General features: G+C 71.5%; 17 protein-coding genes. 12 read left to right on the top strand and 5 right to left on the bottom strand.

Translation table 11 applies throughout. The features are described from left to right. Positions 1-16: 16 nt before the first annotated feature. From ASF23_RS11800 to ASF23_RS11765, 8 genes are all read left to right on the top strand, one after another. Entirely contained in the window at positions 17-1,537 is a 1,521-nt protein-coding gene (locus ASF23_RS11800; protein ID WP_055953641.1) for an ABC transporter ATP-binding protein, read from the top strand. Then, positions 1,534-3,012: an ABC transporter permease gene (locus ASF23_RS11795; RefSeq protein ID WP_082474092.1), complete on the top strand. Its 1,479-nt coding sequence runs from the start codon at positions 1,534-1,536 to the stop codon at positions 3,010-3,012. The genes ASF23_RS11800 and ASF23_RS11795 overlap by 4 nt, the downstream gene beginning before the upstream one ends. Then, positions 3,009-4,301, top strand: a complete 1,293-nt coding sequence (locus tag ASF23_RS11790; protein WP_055953638.1) for an ABC transporter permease — start codon at positions 3,009-3,011, stop codon at positions 4,299-4,301. Before ASF23_RS11795 ends, ASF23_RS11790 begins: the two co-directional genes overlap by 4 nt. A 261-nt stretch (positions 4,302-4,562) precedes the next feature. After that, positions 4,563-5,051 carry a cytidine deaminase gene (locus tag ASF23_RS11785; protein WP_055954369.1) on the top strand — a complete coding sequence of 163 codons (489 nt, stop codon included), beginning with the start codon at positions 4,563-4,565 and terminating at the stop codon, positions 5,049-5,051. Continuing rightward, on the top strand, positions 5,048-6,343 hold the full coding sequence (locus tag ASF23_RS11780; RefSeq protein WP_055953635.1) for a thymidine phosphorylase: 1,296 nt from the start codon (positions 5,048-5,050) through the stop codon (positions 6,341-6,343). The genes ASF23_RS11785 and ASF23_RS11780 overlap by 4 nt, the downstream gene beginning before the upstream one ends. Before the next feature lie 199 nt (positions 6,344-6,542). Next, entirely contained in the window at positions 6,543-7,658 is a 1,116-nt protein-coding gene (locus ASF23_RS11775; protein ID WP_055954366.1) for an adenosine deaminase, read from the top strand. 2 nt (positions 7,659-7,660) lie between these two features. Continuing rightward, positions 7,661-8,116 carry a PTS sugar transporter subunit IIA gene (locus ASF23_RS11770; RefSeq protein WP_055953632.1) on the top strand — a complete coding sequence of 152 codons (456 nt, stop codon included), beginning with the start codon at positions 7,661-7,663 and terminating at the stop codon, positions 8,114-8,116. 28 nt (positions 8,117-8,144) lie between these two features. Further along, positions 8,145-8,417, top strand: coding sequence for a PTS sugar transporter subunit IIB (locus ASF23_RS11765; RefSeq protein ID WP_055953628.1), 273 nt, complete (start codon positions 8,145-8,147; stop codon positions 8,415-8,417). A 137-nt stretch (positions 8,418-8,554) separates the two neighbouring features. On the opposite strand, the gene ASF23_RS11760 is transcribed toward ASF23_RS11765, so the two are convergent. The 5 genes from ASF23_RS11760 to ASF23_RS11740 all read right to left on the bottom strand — a co-directional run bounded on the left by ASF23_RS11760 (position 8,555) and on the right by ASF23_RS11740 (position 15,210). Then, positions 8,555-9,502 carry a hypothetical protein gene (locus ASF23_RS11760; RefSeq protein ID WP_055953625.1) on the bottom strand — a complete coding sequence of 316 codons (948 nt, stop codon included), beginning with the start codon at positions 9,500-9,502 and terminating at the stop codon, positions 8,555-8,557. Positions 9,503-9,713: 211 nt separating this feature from the next. After that, entirely contained in the window at positions 9,714-11,456 is a 1,743-nt protein-coding gene (locus ASF23_RS11755) for a phospho-sugar mutase (RefSeq protein WP_055954364.1), read from the bottom strand. Positions 11,457-11,536: 80 nt separating this feature from the next. Beyond that, positions 11,537-12,385 carry a purine-nucleoside phosphorylase gene (locus ASF23_RS11750; protein WP_055953622.1) on the bottom strand — a complete coding sequence of 283 codons (849 nt, stop codon included), beginning with the start codon at positions 12,383-12,385 and terminating at the stop codon, positions 11,537-11,539. Positions 12,386-12,551: 166 nt separating this feature from the next. Next, positions 12,552-14,306 (bottom strand): acetyl/propionyl/methylcrotonyl-CoA carboxylase subunit alpha, encoded by a 1,755-nt coding sequence (locus ASF23_RS11745; protein WP_055953619.1) that lies wholly within the window; start codon positions 14,304-14,306, stop codon positions 12,552-12,554. A gap of 79 nt (positions 14,307-14,385) precedes the next feature. After that, positions 14,386-15,210: a Maf family protein gene (locus tag ASF23_RS11740; protein ID WP_055953616.1), complete on the bottom strand. Its 825-nt coding sequence runs from the start codon at positions 15,208-15,210 to the stop codon at positions 14,386-14,388. Positions 15,211-15,224: 14 nt separating this feature from the next. On the opposite strand from ASF23_RS11740, the gene ASF23_RS11735 reads away from it, so the two are divergent. The 4 genes from ASF23_RS11735 (at position 15,225) to ASF23_RS11720 (ending at position 19,742) form a co-directional block, all read left to right on the top strand. Continuing rightward, positions 15,225-16,505 (top strand): class I SAM-dependent RNA methyltransferase, encoded by a 1,281-nt coding sequence (locus tag ASF23_RS11735; protein ID WP_055953614.1) that lies wholly within the window; start codon positions 15,225-15,227, stop codon positions 16,503-16,505. Between the two features lie 195 nt (positions 16,506-16,700). Next, positions 16,701-17,405, top strand: coding sequence for a response regulator transcription factor (locus ASF23_RS11730; RefSeq protein WP_055953611.1), 705 nt, complete (start codon positions 16,701-16,703; stop codon positions 17,403-17,405). Continuing rightward, on the top strand, positions 17,395-18,690 hold the full coding sequence (locus ASF23_RS11725; protein ID WP_082474090.1) for a sensor histidine kinase: 1,296 nt from the start codon (positions 17,395-17,397) through the stop codon (positions 18,688-18,690). Before ASF23_RS11730 ends, ASF23_RS11725 begins: the two co-directional genes overlap by 11 nt. Further along, positions 18,687-19,742: a hypothetical protein gene (locus ASF23_RS11720; RefSeq protein ID WP_235510877.1), complete on the top strand. Its 1,056-nt coding sequence runs from the start codon at positions 18,687-18,689 to the stop codon at positions 19,740-19,742. Before ASF23_RS11725 ends, ASF23_RS11720 begins: the two co-directional genes overlap by 4 nt. Positions 19,743-20,174: the final 432 nt, after the last annotated feature.

Raw genomic sequence — 20,174 nt, 5'->3', positions numbered from 1 at the left:
AAATAGACTCCCGACCATGAAGCTCGAACTCCGCGGCATCACGAAGCGGTTCGGCCCGCTCGTCGCGAACGACCGCATCTCACTGACCGTCGAACCGGGGGAGGTCCACGCCCTCCTCGGTGAGAACGGCGCGGGCAAGTCGACGCTGATGAACGTCCTCTACGGCCTGTACCAGGCGGAAGAGGGCTCGATCCTCCTCGACGATGTCGAGCAGCACTTCAACGGGCCCGGTGACGCCATGCGCGCGGGCATCGGCATGGTGCACCAGCACTTCATGCTCGTCCCGGTGTTCTCCGTGGCCGAGAACGTCATGCTCGGCCACGAGCCGACGATGTTCGGCGGGCGGCTCGACCTCGCTGGAGCCCGGCAGCGCGTGCGGGACATCTCCGACCGCTTCGGGTTCGACGTCGACCCGGACGCGATCGTCGAGGACCTCCCGGTCGGGGTGCAGCAGCGCGTCGAGATCATCAAGGCGCTCTCCAGGAACGCCTCGGTGCTCGTGTTCGACGAGCCGACTGCGGTGCTCACCCCGCAGGAGACCGACGAGCTGATGAACATCATGCGGCAGCTGCGCGAGGCCGGCACCGCGATCGTCTTCATCACCCACAAGCTGCGCGAGGTCCGCGAGGTCGCCGACCGGATCACGGTCATCCGCCTCGGCAAGGTCGTCGGCGAGGCCGAGCCGACCGCGTCCAACGTCGAGCTCGCGGCGCTCATGGTCGGGCGTGCGGTGGAGCTCACCGTCGCCAAGACCGAGGCGACCCCGGGCGAGGACGCCCTCGTCGTGCAGGACCTCACCGTGACGGACGCGGCCGGCCACGTGCTCGTCGACGACGTCTCGTTCACGGTCCGCCGCGGGGAGATCGTCGCGATCGCGGGTGTGCAGGGCAACGGGCAGACCGAGCTGACCGAGGCCATCCTCGGGCTCGAGCCGGTGCACGCCGGCCGCATCGTCCTCGACGGCCACGACATCACCGCCGCGAGCGTCAAGCGTGTGCTCGACGCCGGGGTCGGCTTCGTGCCGGAGGACCGTCAGGAAGACGGACTGGTCGGCGAGTTCTCCATCGCGGAGAACCTCATGCTCGACCGCTCGAGCACGGGGGAGTTCGCGCGTGCCGGTTCAGTGCTCGGCGGCGCGCGGGACGCGTTCGCGGACCACAAGATCGCCGAGTTCGACATCCGGACGCCCTCGCGGACCACCGCGGTCGGGCGGCTCTCGGGCGGCAACCAGCAGAAGGTCGTCCTGGCGCGCGAGCTGAGCCGCGACCTCCGGTTGTTCGTCGCCGCGCAGCCCACCCGCGGCGTGGACGTCGGGTCGATCGAGTTCATCCACAAGCGCATCGTCGACACCCGTGACACCGGTGTCCCGGTCATCGTCGTCTCCACGGAGCTCGACGAGGTCACGGCACTCGCCGACCGCATCGCCGTGATGTACCGCGGCACGATCATCGGCATCGTCCCCGCGGACACCCCGCGTGACGTGCTCGGCCTCATGATGGCGGGGGAGCTCCCCGCAGGAACGGAACTGGCGGCATGACCGCGGACGACACACCCGACCAGGCCCACGAGCAGCAGGCGGCCGTGGAGCACCAGACGGACGCGGCGGCACCGGGCCGCTCTGAGTCCGACGCGGCGGTGCAGAGCCGGTCCGAGACCGACACGGCGGTGGAGAGCCGCTCCGAGCCCGACGCGACGGTCGGGGCGGACCAGGCCACGGGCCTCCCGACCGATGACCGGCTGCAGGACGCGAGCCCGGCGGCGGGCGCGACCCTCACGACGGAGTCCGCGGCGGAGTCCGCGAAGCCGGCCGACCGGTGGAGCGCAGCGCTGCAGAGCATCCTGAACGGCTCCGTGCTCGTCACGGTGCTCGCGGTCGTGCTCGCGCTCGTCGCGTGCGGCATCCTCATCGCCGTCACCGACCCGACCGTCCAGAAGGCGTCCGGGTACTTCTTCGCCCGACCGGGCGACACGTTCTCCGCGATCGGCCAGGTCGTCGGCGGTGCGTACGCCAGCCTGTTCCAGGGGTCGGTGTACAACTTCCTGCGCCCGGGGTTCGCGAACGGCATCGTGCCGCTGACGCAGACGATCACCTACGCCGTGCCACTGATCGCGGCGGGGCTCGGTGTCGCGGTGTCGTTCCGCGCCGGACTGTTCAACATCGGTGGGCAGGGGCAGATCCTGATGGGGGCCGCCGCCGCCGGGTGGGTGGGCATCAACGTGCAGGCGCCAGCGATCGTGCACATCCCGCTCGCCATCCTCGCCGGCATCGCCGGAGGCGCGATCTGGGCTGGGATCGTCGGCGTGCTCAAGGCCAGGACCGGTGCGCACGAGGTGATCGTCACGATCATGCTCAACTACGTCGCGTTCTACCTGCTGAGCTACATGCTCCGGACCCAGGGCCTCCTGCAGGCGCCCGGGAGCGCGAATCCGGAGTCGGGCCCGACGCGCGACTCGGCGATCCTGCCGAACCTGTTCGGCGACCGGTACGGCATCAACCTCGGGTTCGTCGTCGCGATCATCGCGGTCGTCGTCGTGTGGTGGCTCATGAACCGTTCGACGCTCGGCTTCAAGTTCCGCACGGTGGGGGAGAACCCCCGCGCTGCTCGCGTCGCGGGCATGAGCGTGCCGAACCTCACCATCTGGTCGCTCGTCATCTCGGGCGCGCTCGTCGGCATCGCCGGGTCGTACCAGGTCCAGGGCGCGCTCACCACGGGCTTCACCTCGAACATCGACGCGGGGATCGGGTTCGACGCCATCACGGTGGCGCTCCTCGGTCGCTCGAAGCCGTGGGGGGTGTTCTGGGCAGCGCTGCTGTTCGGAGCGCTGAAGTCCGGCGGGTACGCGATGCAGGCCGCGAACGGCGTGCCGATCGACATCGTCGGAGTCATCCAGGCGCTCATCGTCCTCTTCATCGCGGCCCCGCCGCTCGTCCGCGCGATCTTCCGGATCCCGCAGCCGGGCGCACGTCGTCGCACCAAGCAGCCCCGCAACCGGAAGGCGGTCGCAGCGTGAGCGTCCTCGCACCCAACGCCACCGCGCCGAGCTCGCCCGTCGGCGACCGGCCGGTCACGAGTGTCCGCAGCTGGAAGGCACCCGTTGGGTTCGGCGTGTTCACCGTGCTCGCGATCCTGCTCCTCGGGGTGTTCCACCACACCGGGACCGCGTCGTTCCGACTCGCGTCGGCAAGCGACTTCGTGCAGCTCCCGACCGTGCCGCTCGACGTGCTCGGCACCGGCATCGTCGTCATCGCGGTCATGGCGATCGCCACCGCCTACGTCGCGTTCCTCGCCGCGAACCGCCGGAGGGTCCCGACCTGGGTCACCGCGGTGTTCGCGATCGTGGCCGTCGTCGGGTTCCTGGCATGGTCGGGTGCCGGTGCGACCATCCCGGTCCCCGGGCTCCTCGTCGGCGCGCTCGGCCTCTCCGCCCCGCTGATCTTCGGCTCGCTCGGCGGCGTGATCTCCGAGCGCGTCGGCGTCGTGAACATCGCGATCGAGGGGCAGTTCCTCGCCGGTGCGTTCGCCTCCGCCATGCTCGCGTCCCTGACCGGCTCCGCATGGGTCGGACTCGTCGCGGCGGTCGTCGCCGGCGTGCTCGTGTCGTTCGTCCTCGCGGCGTTCAGCATCAAGTACCTCGTCGACCAGGTGATCGTCGGAGTCGTGATCAACGCATTCGTGTCGGGCCTCACCGGGTTCCTCTACTCGCAGGTGCTCTCGCCGAACGAAGCCACACTCAACAAGGGCATCCGGTTCGACAACCTGGCGATCCCCGGTCTGTCGAAGATCCCGATCATCGGCCCGGTCTTCTTCGACCAGTCGGTCATCGTGTACCTCATGTACATCGCCGTCGCCGCGGTCACGGTCGGGCTGTTCACGACCCGGTGGGGGCTCCGGCTCCGCGCGGTCGGCGAACACCCGCAGGCGGCCGACACCGTCGGGATCAACGTCACGTCGACGCGGTTCTGGAACGTGTCCCTCGCCGGGGCGATCGCGGGCCTCGGTGGCGCGTTCTTCACCCTCGGGTCCGTCGGTCCGTTCGCGAAGGACATGACCGCCGGCGCCGGGTACATCGCCCTCGCGGCCGTCATCTTCGGCCGCTGGGACCCGATCAAGGCGACGCTCGCAGCACTGCTGTTCGGGTTCGCGTCGAACCTGCAGAACGTCCTCGGGGCGATCAACTCCCCGGTCCCGAGCGAGTTCCTGCTCATGCTGCCCTACATCGTGACGGTCTTCGCCGTGGCCGGGCTCGTCGGGCAGTCGCGAGGGCCGGCGGCATCGGGCAAGCCGTACATCAAGAGTTAGCGCGGGTGTTCTGAACACCCGCGTCTGTGCTGAACACGCGGATCGCGGTGTTCGGAGTGGACGAGCGTGTTCAGAACACCGACCCCAGCGCCGCACGACGGCGCGAGCGCACGACCCGACGACGAACTGGAGGCACGGATGACGTCCGGAACGCAGGACCACGCTGGCGGTGGGGCGGGCTCGGCCACGGGCCTCCCGTCCGGAACGCAGGACCACGCTGGCGGTGGGGCGGGCTCGGCCACGGGCCTCCCGTCCGGAACGGTGGCTCCCTCGAGCGCCGGGCCGGCTGCGCCGGACGGCACCGCCGTCGACTGGGACGCGCTCCGCCGAGCCGCGACCGACGCGATGCGGCATGCGTACGCGCCCTACTCGTCGTTCCCGGTCGGCGCCGCGGCGATCACCGAGGACGGCCGGCTCGTCTCCGGGTGCAACGTCGAGAACGCCTCCTACGGGGTGACGCTCTGCGCGGAGTGCTCGCTCGTGTCGCAGCTCCACATGACGGGCGGCGGGCGTCTCGTCGCGTTCACCTGTGTCGACGGCACCGGCGCGACGCTCATGCCCTGCGGGCGCTGCCGACAGCTGTTGTTCGAGCACTCCGCACCCGGCATGGTCCTCGAGACGGTCTCCGGGTTCCGGACGATCGACGAGGTCCTCCCGGACGCGTTCGGTCCGCGGACGCTCGTCGAGTACGCGTCCACGGGGTCGGGGTCGGGGTCGGGGCCGTCGTCGGGGTCGGTGGATCGCGCATGAGCGCCGTCGAGCCGTTCGACACCGTCGACCTCATCCGGACGAAGCGCGGGTCGGGCACGCTGAGCACGGCGGAGATCGACTGGCTCATCGACGCCTACACGCGGGGCTACGTCGGTGACGAGCAGATGGCCGCCCTCGCGATGGCCGTCTTCCTGAACGGCATGGAACGCCGCGAGGTCCGTGACCTCACCCTCGCGATGATCGCCTCCGGCGAGACGATGTCGTTCGAGGGCCTCGGCAAGACCACGGTCGACAAGCACTCCACCGGTGGCGTCGGGGACAAGATCACGCTGCCGCTCGCGCCCCTCGTGGCGTCGTTCGGTGTCGCCGTGCCCCAGCTCTCCGGACGCGGTCTGGGACACACGGGTGGCACGCTCGACAAGCTCGAGTCGATACCGGGCTGGCAGGCGTCGCTGACGAACGACCGGATGCACGCGATCCTGCGGGACGTCGGCGCGGTGGTGTGTGCCGCCGGGTCCGGTCTCGCTCCCGCGGACAAGAAGCTCTACGCGCTCCGTGACATCACCGGCACCGTCGAGTGCATCCCCCTCATCGCGTCGAGCATCATGAGCAAGAAGATCGCGGAGGGCACCGGTGCGCTGGTCCTCGACGTCAAGTTCGGGTCGGGTGCGTTCATGCAGGACATCGAGCAGTCCCGGCTGCTCGCCCGGACGATGGTCGACCTCGGGAACGACGCGGGCGTCACGACGTCGGCGCTCCTCACCGACATGAACGTGCCGCTCGGCCTGACGATCGGCAACGCCCTCGAGGTCCGGGAGTCCGTCGAGGTCCTCGCCGGCGGCGGCCCCGAGGACGTCGTCGCGCTCACCATCGCGCTCGCGACCGAGATGCTGCGGGCGGCCGGACTGCCCGACGCCGATCCGGCTGCGGCGCTCGCCGACGGCCGCGCGATGGACACCTGGAACCGGATGATCGAGGCGCAGGGCGGCGACCCCCGGGCCGCCCTGCCCGTCGCCTCCGAGACCCATGTCGTGACGGCGCCGCGGTCCGGCGTGCTCGCGACGCAGGATGCGCTCCCGTTCGGAGTCGCGGCCTGGAGGCTCGGTGCCGGTCGAGCGCGCGCGTCCGACCCGGTCCAGGCGGGCGCTGGGGTCGAATTGCACGCCAAACCGGGTGACCGCGTGGTCGAGGGCCAACCGCTCTTCACGCTGCACACCGACGAGGCCGCCCGGTTCCCGCGGGCGCTCGAGTCGGTCGAGGGTGCGTGGACCATCGGTGACGACGGCTCGGTGCCGGTGCGCAGTCCGATCGTCGCCGAGCGCATCGCCTGAGCCCCGCTCCGGGCGGACCGTGCGGTGCGTCAGCGTGCGTCCGTCGCGATCGCACGCCGGGGTGCCGGGCTGCCGATGACGGGACCGGCGGGACGGGGCTGCACCGTCCCTCCCGTGTGACGGTCTCCACAGGTGGACCGAGCCGACTTCGTGGTGGCGGCACAGCGTCTGGGTGTCCGGCGACGGTAGCCTGAACGGCATGAGCGCGCCAGACCAGACCTACCGGCTCCCCGACGGCGGGGCGGTGATCAACGACCTGCCCAAGGTGTCGTTGCACGACCACCTCGACGGCGGACTCCGCCCCTCCACGATCATCGAACTCGCCGCCACCGACGGCGTCGACCTGCCGACCACCGACCCGGACGAGCTCGCGACGTGGTTCGCCGACCAGTCGAACTCGGGATCGCTCGTGGAGTACCTCAAGACGTTCGACGTCACCACGGCCGTGATGCAGACCGCTGCGGGGCTGACCCGCGTGGCCCGGGACTTCGTCGAGGACCTCGTGGCGGACGGTGTCGTCTACGGCGAGGTGCGGTGGGCGCCCGAGCAGCACCTGCAGCGCGGACTGACGCTCGACCAGGCTGTCGAGGCCGTGCAGCAGGGCATCGAGGACGCGGTCAACGCGGCTGACGGTGCGATCCGTGTCGGCCAGCTCGTCACCGCGATGCGCCACGCGGACCGAGGGGTCGAGATCGCCGAGCTCGCCGTCCGCCACCGCGATCGCGGCGTCGTCGGGTTCGACATCGCCGGCGCGGAAGCGGGGTTCCCCGCGTCGAACCACCGCGCGGCGTTCGACTACCTCGCGCAGCAGTACATGCCCGTCACGGTGCATGCGGGCGAGGCGGACGGCGTCGAGTCCATCCGATCGGCGCTGTTCGACGGCCGCGCGCTCCGGCTCGGGCACGGCGTCCGGATCTTCGAGGACGTCGAGATCACCCACACCGCGGACGACGGTTCCGCCCTGGCCTCCCTCGGTGAGGTCGCCGCATGGGTGCGCGACCGCGAGATCCCGCTCGAGGTGGCCCCGCAGTCGAACCTGCAGACGGGCGCGATCGCGGCGTGGGGCGACGACCTCGCCGACCACCCGTTCGACACGCTGTACCAGCTCGGGTTCCGTGTGACGGTGAACACCGACAACCGGCTCATGAGCAACACCTCCCTGTCCAAGGAGCTGGCCCTCCTCGCGGCGACGTTCGGGTACGACCTCGAGGACCTCGCGGCGTTCCAGATCAACGCCGCACTCGGGTCGTTCCTGCCGCTCGAGGACCGGGAGGAGATCATCGCCATGATCACCGCCGGGTACGCCGAGGCCTGAGCATGGCGCTTCCTCCACTTCCTGACACGGCGGTCGTCCTCGGGGCCTCGGTGTCCGCCGCTGACGACTGGCGCGGTGTGCTCCGGGTCGTCGGGGACGCGCTCGTCGCGTCCGGTGTCACGACGCCGGCGTACACGGACGCGATGATCGCCATGGTGGAGGAACACGGTCCGTACATCGTGATCTCGCCCGGGCTCGCGCTCGCGCATGCCCGGCCCGGCACGACCGTGCTCGGGGACGGGCTCGCGGTCGTGACGCTCGCGACGCCGGTCTCGTTCGGCAGCCCGCACAACGACCCGGTCCATGTGGTCCTCGGGCTCGCCGTGGCGGAGGTGGGGACCCATCTGGAGTCGATCGGGGCGCTCGCGAACGTGTTCAACGACCCGACGGCGACCTCACGGCTCGCTGCGGCAACGTCCGCGGACGAGATCCGGGCGATCCTCGAGGTCTCGTCGTGATGCAGTCGACGAAGAAGGAGGTCTCCTCATGAAGATCGTGACGATCTGCGGTGCCGGCATCGGCGCGAGCGGGATCCTCAAGGTGAACGCCGAGCGGGCGCTGTCCAAGCTCGGGCTCGAGGCGGAGGTCGTCGCGGCGGACGTCGCGTCGGTGCGGGACATCGCCGACGACGCGCAGGTGATCCTGACGAGCGCGGAGTTCGTCGACGCGATCGGCACGACCTACGCCGACGTGATCGTCATCCGCAACCACTTCGACCAGCAGGAGATCACGGACGCGGTCGAGCGGGCGCTTGGGTAGCGCGGCGCGCGGCGCGTGCGCCCGTGCACGCGGCGCGCGTGCGGCTGCGCGGCGGCGGGTGTTCTGAACACCGTCGTCCACCCAGAACACCCGCATCCGAGTGTTCAGAGCGGACGCGAGTGTTCTGAACACGAGCATCACCGGACGGTCCGGTGGCGCACGGGCACGAGCGGGATGGCAGCGGCGTGCAGCCGGCTGGTCACCCGCTCCGGTCGGATGATGTCGCGCCACTCCAGTCGTGTCACCCCGCGGACCGGTTCCGTGGCGCGCAACCGGTCTTCCCGGCGCTTCTCGTCGATCACGACCTCGGCCGGGGAACGTCCGGCCCGGAACCGATCCTCTGTGTACTTCGCGTGACCGTCGAACTCGACGATCCATCCCTGCTCCGGGAACCAGAAGTCGACGAACCCGATGAGGCCGTCGGCATCGTGGAACTCCTGCTGCAGGACCGGTGTCGGCGCACCGACGTCCGCCATCACGAGCCGCGCAAGGCTCTCACCCGGCGACCCCGACCGGCAGTCGGCGAAGTCGACCGCCGCTCGAGCTCGATGCGAGCCCGGTCGGGTGCCCCGCCGCTGGAGCACGTCGAGCAGGTCGAGCCGGTCGACCCGGCGCGATGCGAGGACAGCGTCCAACAGCGGCACGGACGTGTGCATCGGGAAGCGGAGAGCGACGTCGATCGCGGTGTCGGCGACGGCGGTGACCGAGCGTCGGCCGAGTGGGAGCGTGCTGTCTGATCGTCCGCGGCCGGCGAGCTTCAGCAGACCCGGTCGGCGTTGGCCGGTCGCACGCTCGGGGTCGATCACCGTGACGAACTCCGGGAACTCTCCCCGCCATGGCAGGCCGTGGGCGGCAGCCGCGGAGGGACCGGCGACGATGAGGCGTGGCGACGTCCGCGCCAGGACGGCCTCCATCCGGGCGACGTGACGCTCACCCGGTGTGGCTCGCTGCCAGGACCTGATGTCGACGAACGTGCCCGGCGCGATCCGGACGACGATCCCAGCCGCGAGGTCGTCGAGGAGGGCGACACCACGGCGACCCGAGCCGTCGAGCGTCCCGCCGTGCAGGAGGTGAAGCCGTGTCATGGCCCGATCGTCGCTGATCCGGCGTCGTGGCGCACGCCCCCGGCGACGCCTGTGGACAGAGGCGACCGACGCCCGTCCTGTGGAGGACCGGGGCACCCACGCCCGTCAGTGTTCTGAACACGCGAGTCCGGCCGGAACACCCGGATGAGGGTGTTCCGGCCGGACGTCGGTGTTCAGAACACGCAGTGCGCGCGCGGGGGGCACGGCCGCGCTACGACACCAGCGGACGCACCGCGTCTGCCAGGCGCGCCACGAGCGCCTCGGCCTTGGCGGACGACTCGGCGACCGTGTCGAGGTACACCTTGACCTTCGGCTCGGTGCCGCTCGGGCGCACGATGACGCGCCCGTCGCCCTCGAGGTCCCACCGGAGGATGTCGTTCGGGGGGAAGCCCTCGACGCCGTCGAGGAAGTCCGTCACCGCGAGCACCCCGACCCCTCCGAGGGTGGTCGGCGGGGTCGCCCGGAGCGCCGCCATGATCGTGTCGATGCGTGCGAGGTCGTCGACGCGCGTGGCGACCTGACCGGACGCGAACGCACCGAACGTCGCGGCGAACTCGTCGAGGCGGTCAGCGATCGTCCGGCCCCGTGCGGCGAGTTCGGTCGCGAGCGAGAGCAGATCGAGCGCCGCCGAGATGCCGTCCTTGTCGCGGACGACCTCGGGGTCGACGAGGTAGCCGAGCGCCTCCTCGTACCCGAACACGAGCCCCGGGACACGCGACACCCACTTGAACCCCGTCAGGGTGTCCCGGTAGCCGAGACCGTAGCGTTCGGCGACGCGCCGGAGCGCGGGGGAGCTGACGATGCTCGCGGCGAGCACCGCGGTCGACGATCCGTCCGGGAGGCCCGTGGCAGCGTCCGCCCCGTCGCCGGAGCCCACGACACCCGGCTCCACGGCGGACCCGGGGTCGAGCGAGCTCTCATCGAGGTCGGACGTCGGCCCGTCCATCGTCGCCCGCTCAGCCGCGCGCCACCCGAGCAGCCAGCCGACCTCGTTCCCGGACAGCTGGCGGAACGACCGTGCACCGTCCGCACCGACGCTCGGGATCGCCAGCGCGAGCCGGTCCGCATCGGGGTCGTTCGCGATGACGAGGTCCGCGCCGACGGCGATGCCCCGCGCGATCGCGAGGTCCATCGCCCCCGGCTCCTCGGGGTTCGGGAACGGCACCGTCGGGAACGCGCCGTCGGGCTCGATCTGCTCGGGGACCACGTCCGGGATCCGGAACCCGGCGTGCTCGAACACCGCGCGCGCCGTCGCCCATCCGACGCCGTGCATCGCCGTGTAGACGACCTTCGGCTGGTCGTCGGGCACGATCTCCGGGAAGTCGACGAGGGCCGCGGTGGCCTCGACGTACGCCTGCACGAGCGAGGGCCCGGCCACGGCGTACTCGGAGGACCGAGCGAGGTCGGTGATCGACCCGGCGGCGATCGCGTCGATGGCCTCGGCGATCGTGGCGTCGACCGGCGGCACGATCTGCGAGCCGTCGTCGTCCTGCCCGAGGTAGACCTTGTAGCCGTTGTCCCGCGGCGGGTTGTGCGACGCCGTGACCATGACCCCGGCACCGGCGTCGAGGTGCCGCACGGCGAACGCCAGCACCGGCGTGGGGAGCGCCGAGGGCAGCAGCGTGACGTCGATCCCGAGCCCCGCGAGCACCTCTGCGGAGTCCCGTGCGAAGACGTCGGAGTTGACCCGGCCGTCGTACCCGATGACGACGCTCGCGGTCCGCCCGGTGTCGAGGAGGAACTGCCCGAGACCCGCCGCGGCCTGCGTGACGAGCACCCGGTTCATCCGGAGCGGCCCCGGTCCGAGTTCGCCGCGGAGCCCGGCGGTGCCGAACGCGAGTCGTCCCGAGAACAGCGCCGTGATCTCGGCCAGGGCGTCGGTGTCGCCACCGGTCGCCGCACCGAGCAGCACGGAGAGCTCGGCGCGGGTGTCCTCGTCCGGGTCCTGCGCCATCCAGGCCCGCGCAGCGGTCACGGCGTCGTCGAGCGCGGTCCCGAGTCCCCCCGAGACGAGGCCGCCGCCCTCGAAGCCGCTCACAGCGCTGCCACCACCCGCGCGAGGAGGTCGGCGAGGACCGGCTCGGCGTCCTTGCCGGCCTGCAGGACCTCGGCGTGCGACAGCGGCTCCTTCTGGATACCCGCCGCGAGGTTCGTGATGAGCGAGAACCCGAGCACCTCCATCCCGGCCTGTCGTGCCGCGATCGCCTCGAGCGCGGTGGACATGCCGACGATGTCGCCGCCGATGGTCTTCGCCATCTGGACCTCGGCCCAGGTCTCGTAGTGCGGGCCCCGGAACTGCGTGTAGACGCCCTCGTCGAGCGTCGGGTCGATGCCGTGCGCGATCGCCCGGAGCCTGGCGGAGTACAGGTCCGTCAGGTCGATGAACGTCGCACCCTCGAGCGGACTGTCGGCGGTCAGGTTGATGTGGTCGCTGATGAGCACAGGGGTCCCGGGCGTCCAGGTCTCGCGGATGCCGCCGGCCCCGTTCGTGAGCACCATGATCGACGCCCCGGTCGCCGCCGCGGTGCGGACGCTGTGCACGACGCGGCGGACCCCGTGGCCCTCGTAGTAGTGCGTGCGGGCGCCGATGACGAGCGCGTGTCGGCCGTCGGGCATCCGGACCGAGCGCAGCGAGCCGGTGTGCCCCACGACGGCGGACGCGCTGAACCCCGGGACGTCGGTGGCCGGGATCTCGGACACGGTCTCGCCGATGAGGTCGGCGGCCTTCGCCCACCCGCTGCCGAGCGTCAGTGCGATGTCGTGCCGCTCGATCCCGGACTGCGCCGCGATGACGGCAGCGGCGTCGCGGGCGACGTCGAACGGGTCGACGGCAGGATCATTGAGCGGGTTCGCCGCAGGCGAGGGGACAGGTGCATCGGTCATGCCGACAGCCTATTCAGGCAGACGCGGACGGGAGGGACGGCACGCGCCGTTCCTGTGGGGAACGACCCGCGCCTCCCGGCCTGTGCAGGACGAGCGGCCAGCGTCGCAGGACGAGCGACCAGCAAGCAGGACGAGCGACCAGCGTCGCTGTACGAGCGCGCGCCCGCTAGGCGAGCTCGAGCAGCACGTGCCCCGACGACACCGTCTGCCCGACGGGTGCGTTCACCGACCGCACGGTGCCGTCCTTGTGCGCCGCGACGGGCTGCTCCATCTTCATCGCCTCGAGCACCACCAGCAGGTCGCCCTTGACGACGGCCTGCCCGTCCTCGACCGCGAGCTTCACGACGGTCGCCTGCATCGGCGACACGACGCTCGCCCCCGTCGACGCCGCACCTCCGCGGACACCGCCGCCGCGCCGCTTCGGGGGTGCGACGTGCCGCGTCGACGCACCGACGATGCTCGGCATCGTGACCTCGATGCGCTTGCCCTCGACCTCGACGACGACGCTCGACCTGGCCGCCGGCGACGGGAGCTCCTCGGGCGACCCCGACCAGGCGGGGATGTCGTTGTGGAAGTCCGTCTCGATCCACTGCGTGTAGACCGAGAACGGCTCGTCGTCGCCCGTCGCGAACGCGGGGTCGGACACCACGGCGCGGTGGAACGGCAGGACGGTCGGGAGCCCGGCGACCTCGAACTCGGCGAGGGCGCGGCGGGCCCGCTCGAGGGCCTCGGTGCGGGTCGCCCCGGTCACGACGAGCTTCGCGAGGAGCGAGTCGAACGACCCGGAGACGACGTCGCCGGACTGCACGCCGGAGTCGACCCGGACTCCGGGACCCGACGGTGCAGTGAACACGTGCACCGGACCTGGTGCCGGGAAGAAGTTGCGTCCGGGGTCCTCGCCGTTGATCCGGAACTCGAACGAGTGCCCGCGGGGCTCGGGGTCGGCGTAGTCGAGGGTGCCGCCCTCAGCGATCCGGAACTGCTCGCGGACGAGGTCGATGCCGGTGACCTCCTCCGAGACGCAGTGCTCGACCTGGAGCCGCGTGTTCACCTCGAGGAAGGACACGGTGCCGTCCGCGCCGATGAGGAACTCGCACGTGCCGGCGCCGAGGTACCCGACCTCGCGGAGGATCGCCTTCGACGCGTCGTACAGCAGCGTGGTCTGGGCGTCGGTCAGGTACGGGGCCGGGGCCTCCTCGACGAGCTTCTGGTGCCGACGCTGCAGCGAGCAGTCGCGCGTCGACACGACGACGACGTTGCCCGCGGCGTCCGCGAGGCACTGGGTCTCGACATGGCGCGGGCGGTCGAGGAACTTCTCGACGAAGCACTCGCCCCGGCCGAACGCGGCGACGGCCTCGCGCGTGGCGGACTCGAACAGCTCCGGGATCTCCTCGCGGGTGCGTGCGACCTTGAGACCCCGGCCACCGCCACCGAACGCGGCCTTGATCGCGACGGGGAGTCCGACCTCGTCTGCGAAGTCGATCACCTCGGACACGTCCTTGACGGGCTCGATGGTGCCGGGGGCGAGCGGCGCCCCGACCTTCTCGGCGACGTGGCGCGCGGACACCTTGTCGCCGAGCAGGTCGATGGAGTCCGGCGAGGGACCGATCCAGATGAGGCCGGCGTCGATGACGGCGCGGGCGAACTCGGCGTTCTCGGCGAGGAACCCGTACCCCGGGTGCACGGCGTCGGCGCCGGACCGTCGGGCAACGGAGATGATCTTGTCGATGACCAGGTAGGTCTCGGCGCTCGTGGTGCCGTGCAGCGCGTAGGCCTCGTCGGCGAGGCGTGCATGCAGGGCGTCGCGGTCCTGGTCGGCGTACACCGCGACCGAGGACTTGCCCGCATCTCGGGCGGCTCGGATGATCCGGACCGCGATCTCGCCACGGTTGGCGATGAGGACCTTGCTGATACGGGGCATGACAGACAAGGCTATTCGTGCCCGAGACCCCCGTTTTGAGTGGCGTGCACAAGAAAGGCACACCGCCACTGGACGTTCCCTACAACGTGCCCGGACCGTTCCAGAGGTCGTGCCACGGAATGCCGAAGCCCTCGAGGAGCATCGCGCGGAGCATCGGCAGCGACAGCCCGACGACGGCGCTCGGCGACCCGTCGATCCTCGCGATGTAGGCCGCAGCGCGTCCGTCGATGGTGAACGCGCCGGCGACCTCGAGCGGCTCGCCGGTCGCGACGTAGGCGTCGATCTCGTCGGCGGACATGTCCGCGGCGAAGGTCAGGACCGCGGAGTCGACCGCGACGACCGTTTCCGGAGCGGGTCGCGTGATGCCGGTGGTGACGACGGACGGACTGGCGCGTTCCGCTCGGCGGAATCGCGCCAGCGATTCGCGGAACGCGCCGGGCGAGCCTGCGAGCCCGGGGTGCGGCGCCGACCCGTCCCTCCCGTCCGGAACGCGGTCACCGTCTGCGCGCCGGTCGATGATGCAGTGACCGGACCACAGGGTGCCGCCGCCGGCGGCGAGCATCCCGCGCCACCGGTCGCGGGCGACACCGGGGTCGTGCGGCTTGCCGTACAGGACGCCGTCGACCTCGAACGCGGAGTCCCCGCCGAACACGACGCCGTCGATCCGCTCTCCGGCGACCGATCCCGGGGCGTCGTCGGAGCCGGCGACCGCGCGGGCCTTCGCCACCGCGAGGAGCGCGACGAGCTCGGGGCCGGTCAGCGCGCGGCCGAGTCGCTCCGACTCCGCGGTCGCCACGGCGTCCTCGTCGACCCCCGGCGCGACGAGCACCGGCTCGATGCCGGACTGCGCGAGCAGCGATCGGCGTGCGGGGGAGGTGCTCGCTAAGTAGAGGCGCGTCGGCATGGGACCATCGTTCCATGGGTGAACATCTCGGCACACTGCTCGAACTCGACGTCACGGGGATCGCGCACGGCGGCATCACCGTCGCGCGGCACGACGGCCGGGTGGTCTTCGTCACGGACGCCATCCCGGGGGAGCGGGTCGTCGCCCGGGTCTCCGAGGACCGCAAGAAGTCGTTCTGGCGCGCGGACACGGTGTCGGTGACGACCCCGTCCGAGCACCGGCGGGACCACGTCTGGAACGCGGCATCGATCGACCGCGACCCCGACGAGCGCGCCGGCGGAGCGGAGTTCGGGCACATCGACCTCGCCCACCAGCGCGCCCTCAAGCGCGAGGTGCTCGTGGACGCGTTCGGGCGGTTCGCCGGTGTGGACATCAGCGACGCCGACGGACCGGGGGCACTCGTCGGTTCGGTCGTCGTCGAGGCCGCCCCCGGTGACGAGGCCGCCGACGGACTCGGCTGGCGCACCCGCGTCCGGCTGCACGTCGACGAGGCGGGGACCGCGGGGCCGTTCGCCAGCCGGTCGCACCACGTCGTCGCCGTGGACGACCTGCCGCTCGCGACCAGGAGCATCGCAGACGCCGCCCCGCTCGGCCACGGCGCGATGCCGGGCTCGGAGACGGTCGACGTCATCGCGCCGACCGGCGGCAGCGGCGACGGCGCACGGCTCGTCATCGACGCACAGAAGCCGAGCGTCATCACCGAGCGCGTCGGCGACCGCGAGTTCCGCCTCGACGACACCGGGTTCTGGCAGGTGCACCGTGCGGCTCCGGACGTGTTGACCCGTGCCGTCCAGGCCGCGGTGGACCCCGGGCGCCTCGACCCGGGCGCGCAGCATCTCGACCTCTACGGCGGGGTCGGACTCCTGGCGGCCGCGCTCGGCGACGTCGTCGGCACCGGGTTCCGGGTCACGAGCGTGGAGAGCTCCGGGCCGGCGACCGAGCACGCGCAGGAGAACCTCGCGGAGTGGCTCGGTGCCCGTGCCGAGACCGGCCGCGTCGACCGGTGGCTCCGTCGGACGATCGAGCAGTCGTCGAGCGCCGAGCGGTCCCGTCTCGCGGCGGGGACGATCGTCCTCGACCCGCCGAGGAGCGGTGCCGGGCGCGACGTCGTCGAGTCGGTGGCGGCACTCGCGCCGGCACAGGTGGTCTACGTGGCGTGCGACCCGGTCGCCCTGGCGCGCGACGTCGCGACGTTCCGCGACCTCGGCTACCGGCTCGACGCCCTGTCCGCGTTCGACCTGTTCCCGCACACGCACCACGTGGAGGCCGTCGCGCGCCTCGTCCCGGCGTCCTGACCGTCCGGTCGCCGTCCTCCGGGAATCTCCCGGACGGACCCATCCGATCGAGGCAGGGCTCCGAACAGCTCACATCGTGGAGTCCGCCGAATCGCGGACACGACCGCTCCGTGATGCTGAACAGAACCTGGGTACCATTGCAGTGGCGACACGGGGATCAGGACCCGTGTCCCGACCGGACCTTGAGAGGGCACCGTGGCAGCAGACACGACCACCAGCGGAACAGCGACCGGACTGGCGACGCGGCCCGTCCGGGTCGCGATCGTCGACGACCACGAGTCCGTGCGGCTCGGGATCCAGGCGGCGTGCCAGAACGAGGGCTTCGAGGTCGTCCTCACCGCCGCGAGCGTCCCGGACTACGTCGACCGGCTCGACCACCGAGAAGTCGACGTCGTCGTCCTCGACCTGTCCCTCGGCGACGGCACGAGTGTCACCGAGAACGTGAAGAACGTCCAGGGCACCGGCTCGGCGGTCCTCGTGCACAGCATCGCCGACCGGGTCGCCAGCGTCCGCGAGGCGCTCGCCGCCGGTGCCGCTGGGGTCATCCCGAAGTCCTCGGCGACCAAGACGGTCATGGCCGCGGTCGCGACGGTGGCCCGTGGCGACGTGCTCAACAACCTCGAGTGGGCGAGCGCGATCGACGCCGACCGCGACTTCGCCAAGGCCCAGCTCGGGCGTCGCGAGCGCGAGATCCTGCACCTCTATGCATCGGGGCTGCCGCTCAAGCTCGCCGCCCAGCAGCTCGGGATCGGGTACTCCACCGCGCGCGAGTACCTCGACCGCATCCGTGTGAAGTACGTCGAGGTCGGTCGCCCGGCACCGACGAAGGTCGACCTGCTGCGCCGTGCGGTCGAGGACGGCATCCTGCCGGGGCTCGACGCGGACGGCGATGGTCGCTGAGACCTCGGCGTCGTCCGGCCCGGTGTCGTCCGCCGTGGCCGGTCCCGGCGCGGCACCCGGCAGCGTGACGGGTCTGCCGGCGTTCGGTCCCGACCCGTCGCGCGGGGTCCGGGCGACGATCAACGCCTCGTCCGTCGAGCGGGCGTTCTCGATCATCATGGCCGTCGGTGGCATCGGCTTCGCCGCGACCAACCTCGGCGCGATCACCGCACAGCTCCCGCGGCTCGACCCCTTCTGGGGCACCGTGATGGCGAGTGCGATGGGACTCGCGATCCTCGTGGTCGGGCTCTCCGGCATCGTGTACCGGATCGCGCGCGGTGCCCAGGTGGCCGTCGCGCTCGTGTTCCTCGTCGCGCTCGTCACCTGGCCGCTCACGGTGCACGGGACCCTGCCCGACGGTCAGCTCCCGTGGCCGTGGTGGCTCTGCAACGTCGCCACCCAGGCCGCCGCGCTCGGGTTCGCGACCTGGCGGGCCATCGTCTACACGGTGCTCGTCCCGGTGGCGTACGCCGCCATCCGGATGACGCCGCAGGGCGGCGGGGCCTCGTTCGAGCAGGCGGCGCTCGACGGCGTGTACATCCTGATCCTCGGCGGTGCCGGCCTCGCGCTCATCACGGTCGTGCGGCGGACGGCGGCCGGGGTCGATGCCGCGCAGGCGACCGCTGTGGCCCGGTACGCCCGTGCCATCCACGCGCACGCGACGGAGCTCGAGCGCGTCCAGGTCGACGCGATCGTGCATGACAGCGTCCTGACGACACTGCTCTCGGCGGCACGGACCGACACCGCGGCGGACAAGGCGCTCGCAGCGAGCATGGCGCAGAACGCGATCACCCACCTCGCCACGGCATCGGGTCGCCTGGAATCCGACATGCCACCCGTGACCGTGCAGTTGCTCCGCGAACGCATCGCAGTCGCCGTCGAGGGATTCGTGGCACCGGTCGTCGTGGGTCCGGTCGAGAACGCGCCACGGACCGCGCTCAGCGTGCCTGCCGCCGTCGCCGACGCCCTGGCGTCCGCCGCGATCCAGGCCGCCGTGAACAGTGTCCAGCACGCCGGCGACGCCTCCGTGTCGCGCCGGATCACCGTCAGCGTGGTCGAACAGCACGGCGTGCGGGTCGAGGTCGTGGACGACGGTGCCGGGTTCGACATCGACACGGTGCCCGCGGAGCGTCTCGGGGTCCGCCGGTCGATCCTCGAACGCGTCACGATGGTGGGTGGCGAGGTCGAACTGACCAGTGCGCCCGGAGCCGGGACGCGCGTCCGGCTCGGGTGGAGCACCCCGTGAGGGTCTCTGTCCCGGCAAAGATCGCGAACGCGCTCGCCGCCATCTTCTCGATGTACCACCTGCTCCTCGGCGTGACGAGCCTCGGGACGGTCACCGCGATCGCACCCGTGATCGCGTGCATGATCCTGTACGCCGCCGCGACCGCGGCCGCACTGTTGGCCCGCGGCGCCGTCGTGCCGATCTGGGCGTCGTGCTTCGCGCTCGCCACGGTCTGCGTCATGCCGATCGTCATCACCCCACAGCTGCCGAACGGGGCCGCGAACGCCGGGTACGCCACCTGGTACGTCGCCGCGATCGGCACGCTGATGGTGATCCTGACGGTCAGGGGCCGGATCGTCTTCGGCTGGGTCGGTGTCGGGTTCCTGGCCGTCCAGACCGTGCTCGTGCTCGGACCGGGGGCACTCGCGTCCACCGGGGTGATCGGCGACCTGACCTGGGTGCTCGTGTCGACGATGTTCTCCAACTCGGTGAACACGGCCACCAGGGCGACGCGCGACTTCGTCCGTGCCGAGCAGGAGACCGCCGACTGGCAGGCCGCCCAGGACGCGCACGTGTACGAGCGGCAGTTCCGCCTGCAGCAGACCACGCGGATGGCGCTGCCGATGCTCGAGCGGGTCATCGCGTCCTGCGGGAACCTCACCGAGGCGGAGCGTGCCGAGTGCCTGCACCTCGAGGGCGCGATCCGTGACGAGATCCGCGGACGGAGCCTGCTCTCCGACGATGTCCGGCACGAGGTGATGGTGCTCCGGCGGCAGGGCGCCAGCGTGCAGCTGCTCGACGAGGGCGGGCTGGACGACCTCGACACCGTCGAACGCGACCGGGTCCACAGCGAGCTCGCGGACGCACTCCGTCGTGCGGCCGGGTCGGACTCGGTCATCGTCCGGACCGTCGCCGAGGGGACCGAGACGGCCGTCACGGTCGTCGGACTCCGCCTCGACACCCAGGCGAGCGAGTTCACGGCGCTCGGCATGGACTCCGGCGACGACGACGAGGAGGACGACTCGGTCGTCCTCTGGGTCCAGATCGAACGCTCCGGGAGCCCGGTCGCCTGACCGCGACCGCCCGCGATGCGGCCGCCGAGCACGCGGATGCCGCGGGGTGCGGTTGCGGACGTTCCACCATGCGGACGGGAGGCACGGTGCGGGCTGGCACCGTGCCTCCCGTCCGGCGGGGTCCAGCGCGTCAGCGCGCGGATGGTGGTGTCCGTCGCAGCCGTGGGCAGCGCGTCGCCCGGGTGGATCGGTCGGGGTGCCGTCGGCGACCTCTCCGCCGCAGAGCGTGCGCGGTGCCTCCGCATGGTCCCCGAGCTCGCGGGGCGGCTCGGCATGCGTGGGCATACGGCGACACCGCGCCGGAGTTCCGACGTCGTTTCCGGGCCGCGATGTCGCTCGATGCGACCGCATCCGGTGCGTGAGCATACGGCGACACCGTGCAGGAGTTCCGACGTCGTTTTCGGGCCTCGATGTCGCTCGATGCGACCGCAT

It is taken from the genome of Curtobacterium sp. Leaf261 (assembly GCF_001422205.1).
Lineage (GTDB): Bacteria > Actinomycetota > Actinomycetes > Actinomycetales > Microbacteriaceae > Curtobacterium.
The sequence above is the reverse complement of the archived record's forward strand: the minus strand, read 5'-3'. Positions and strand labels throughout refer to the sequence as shown.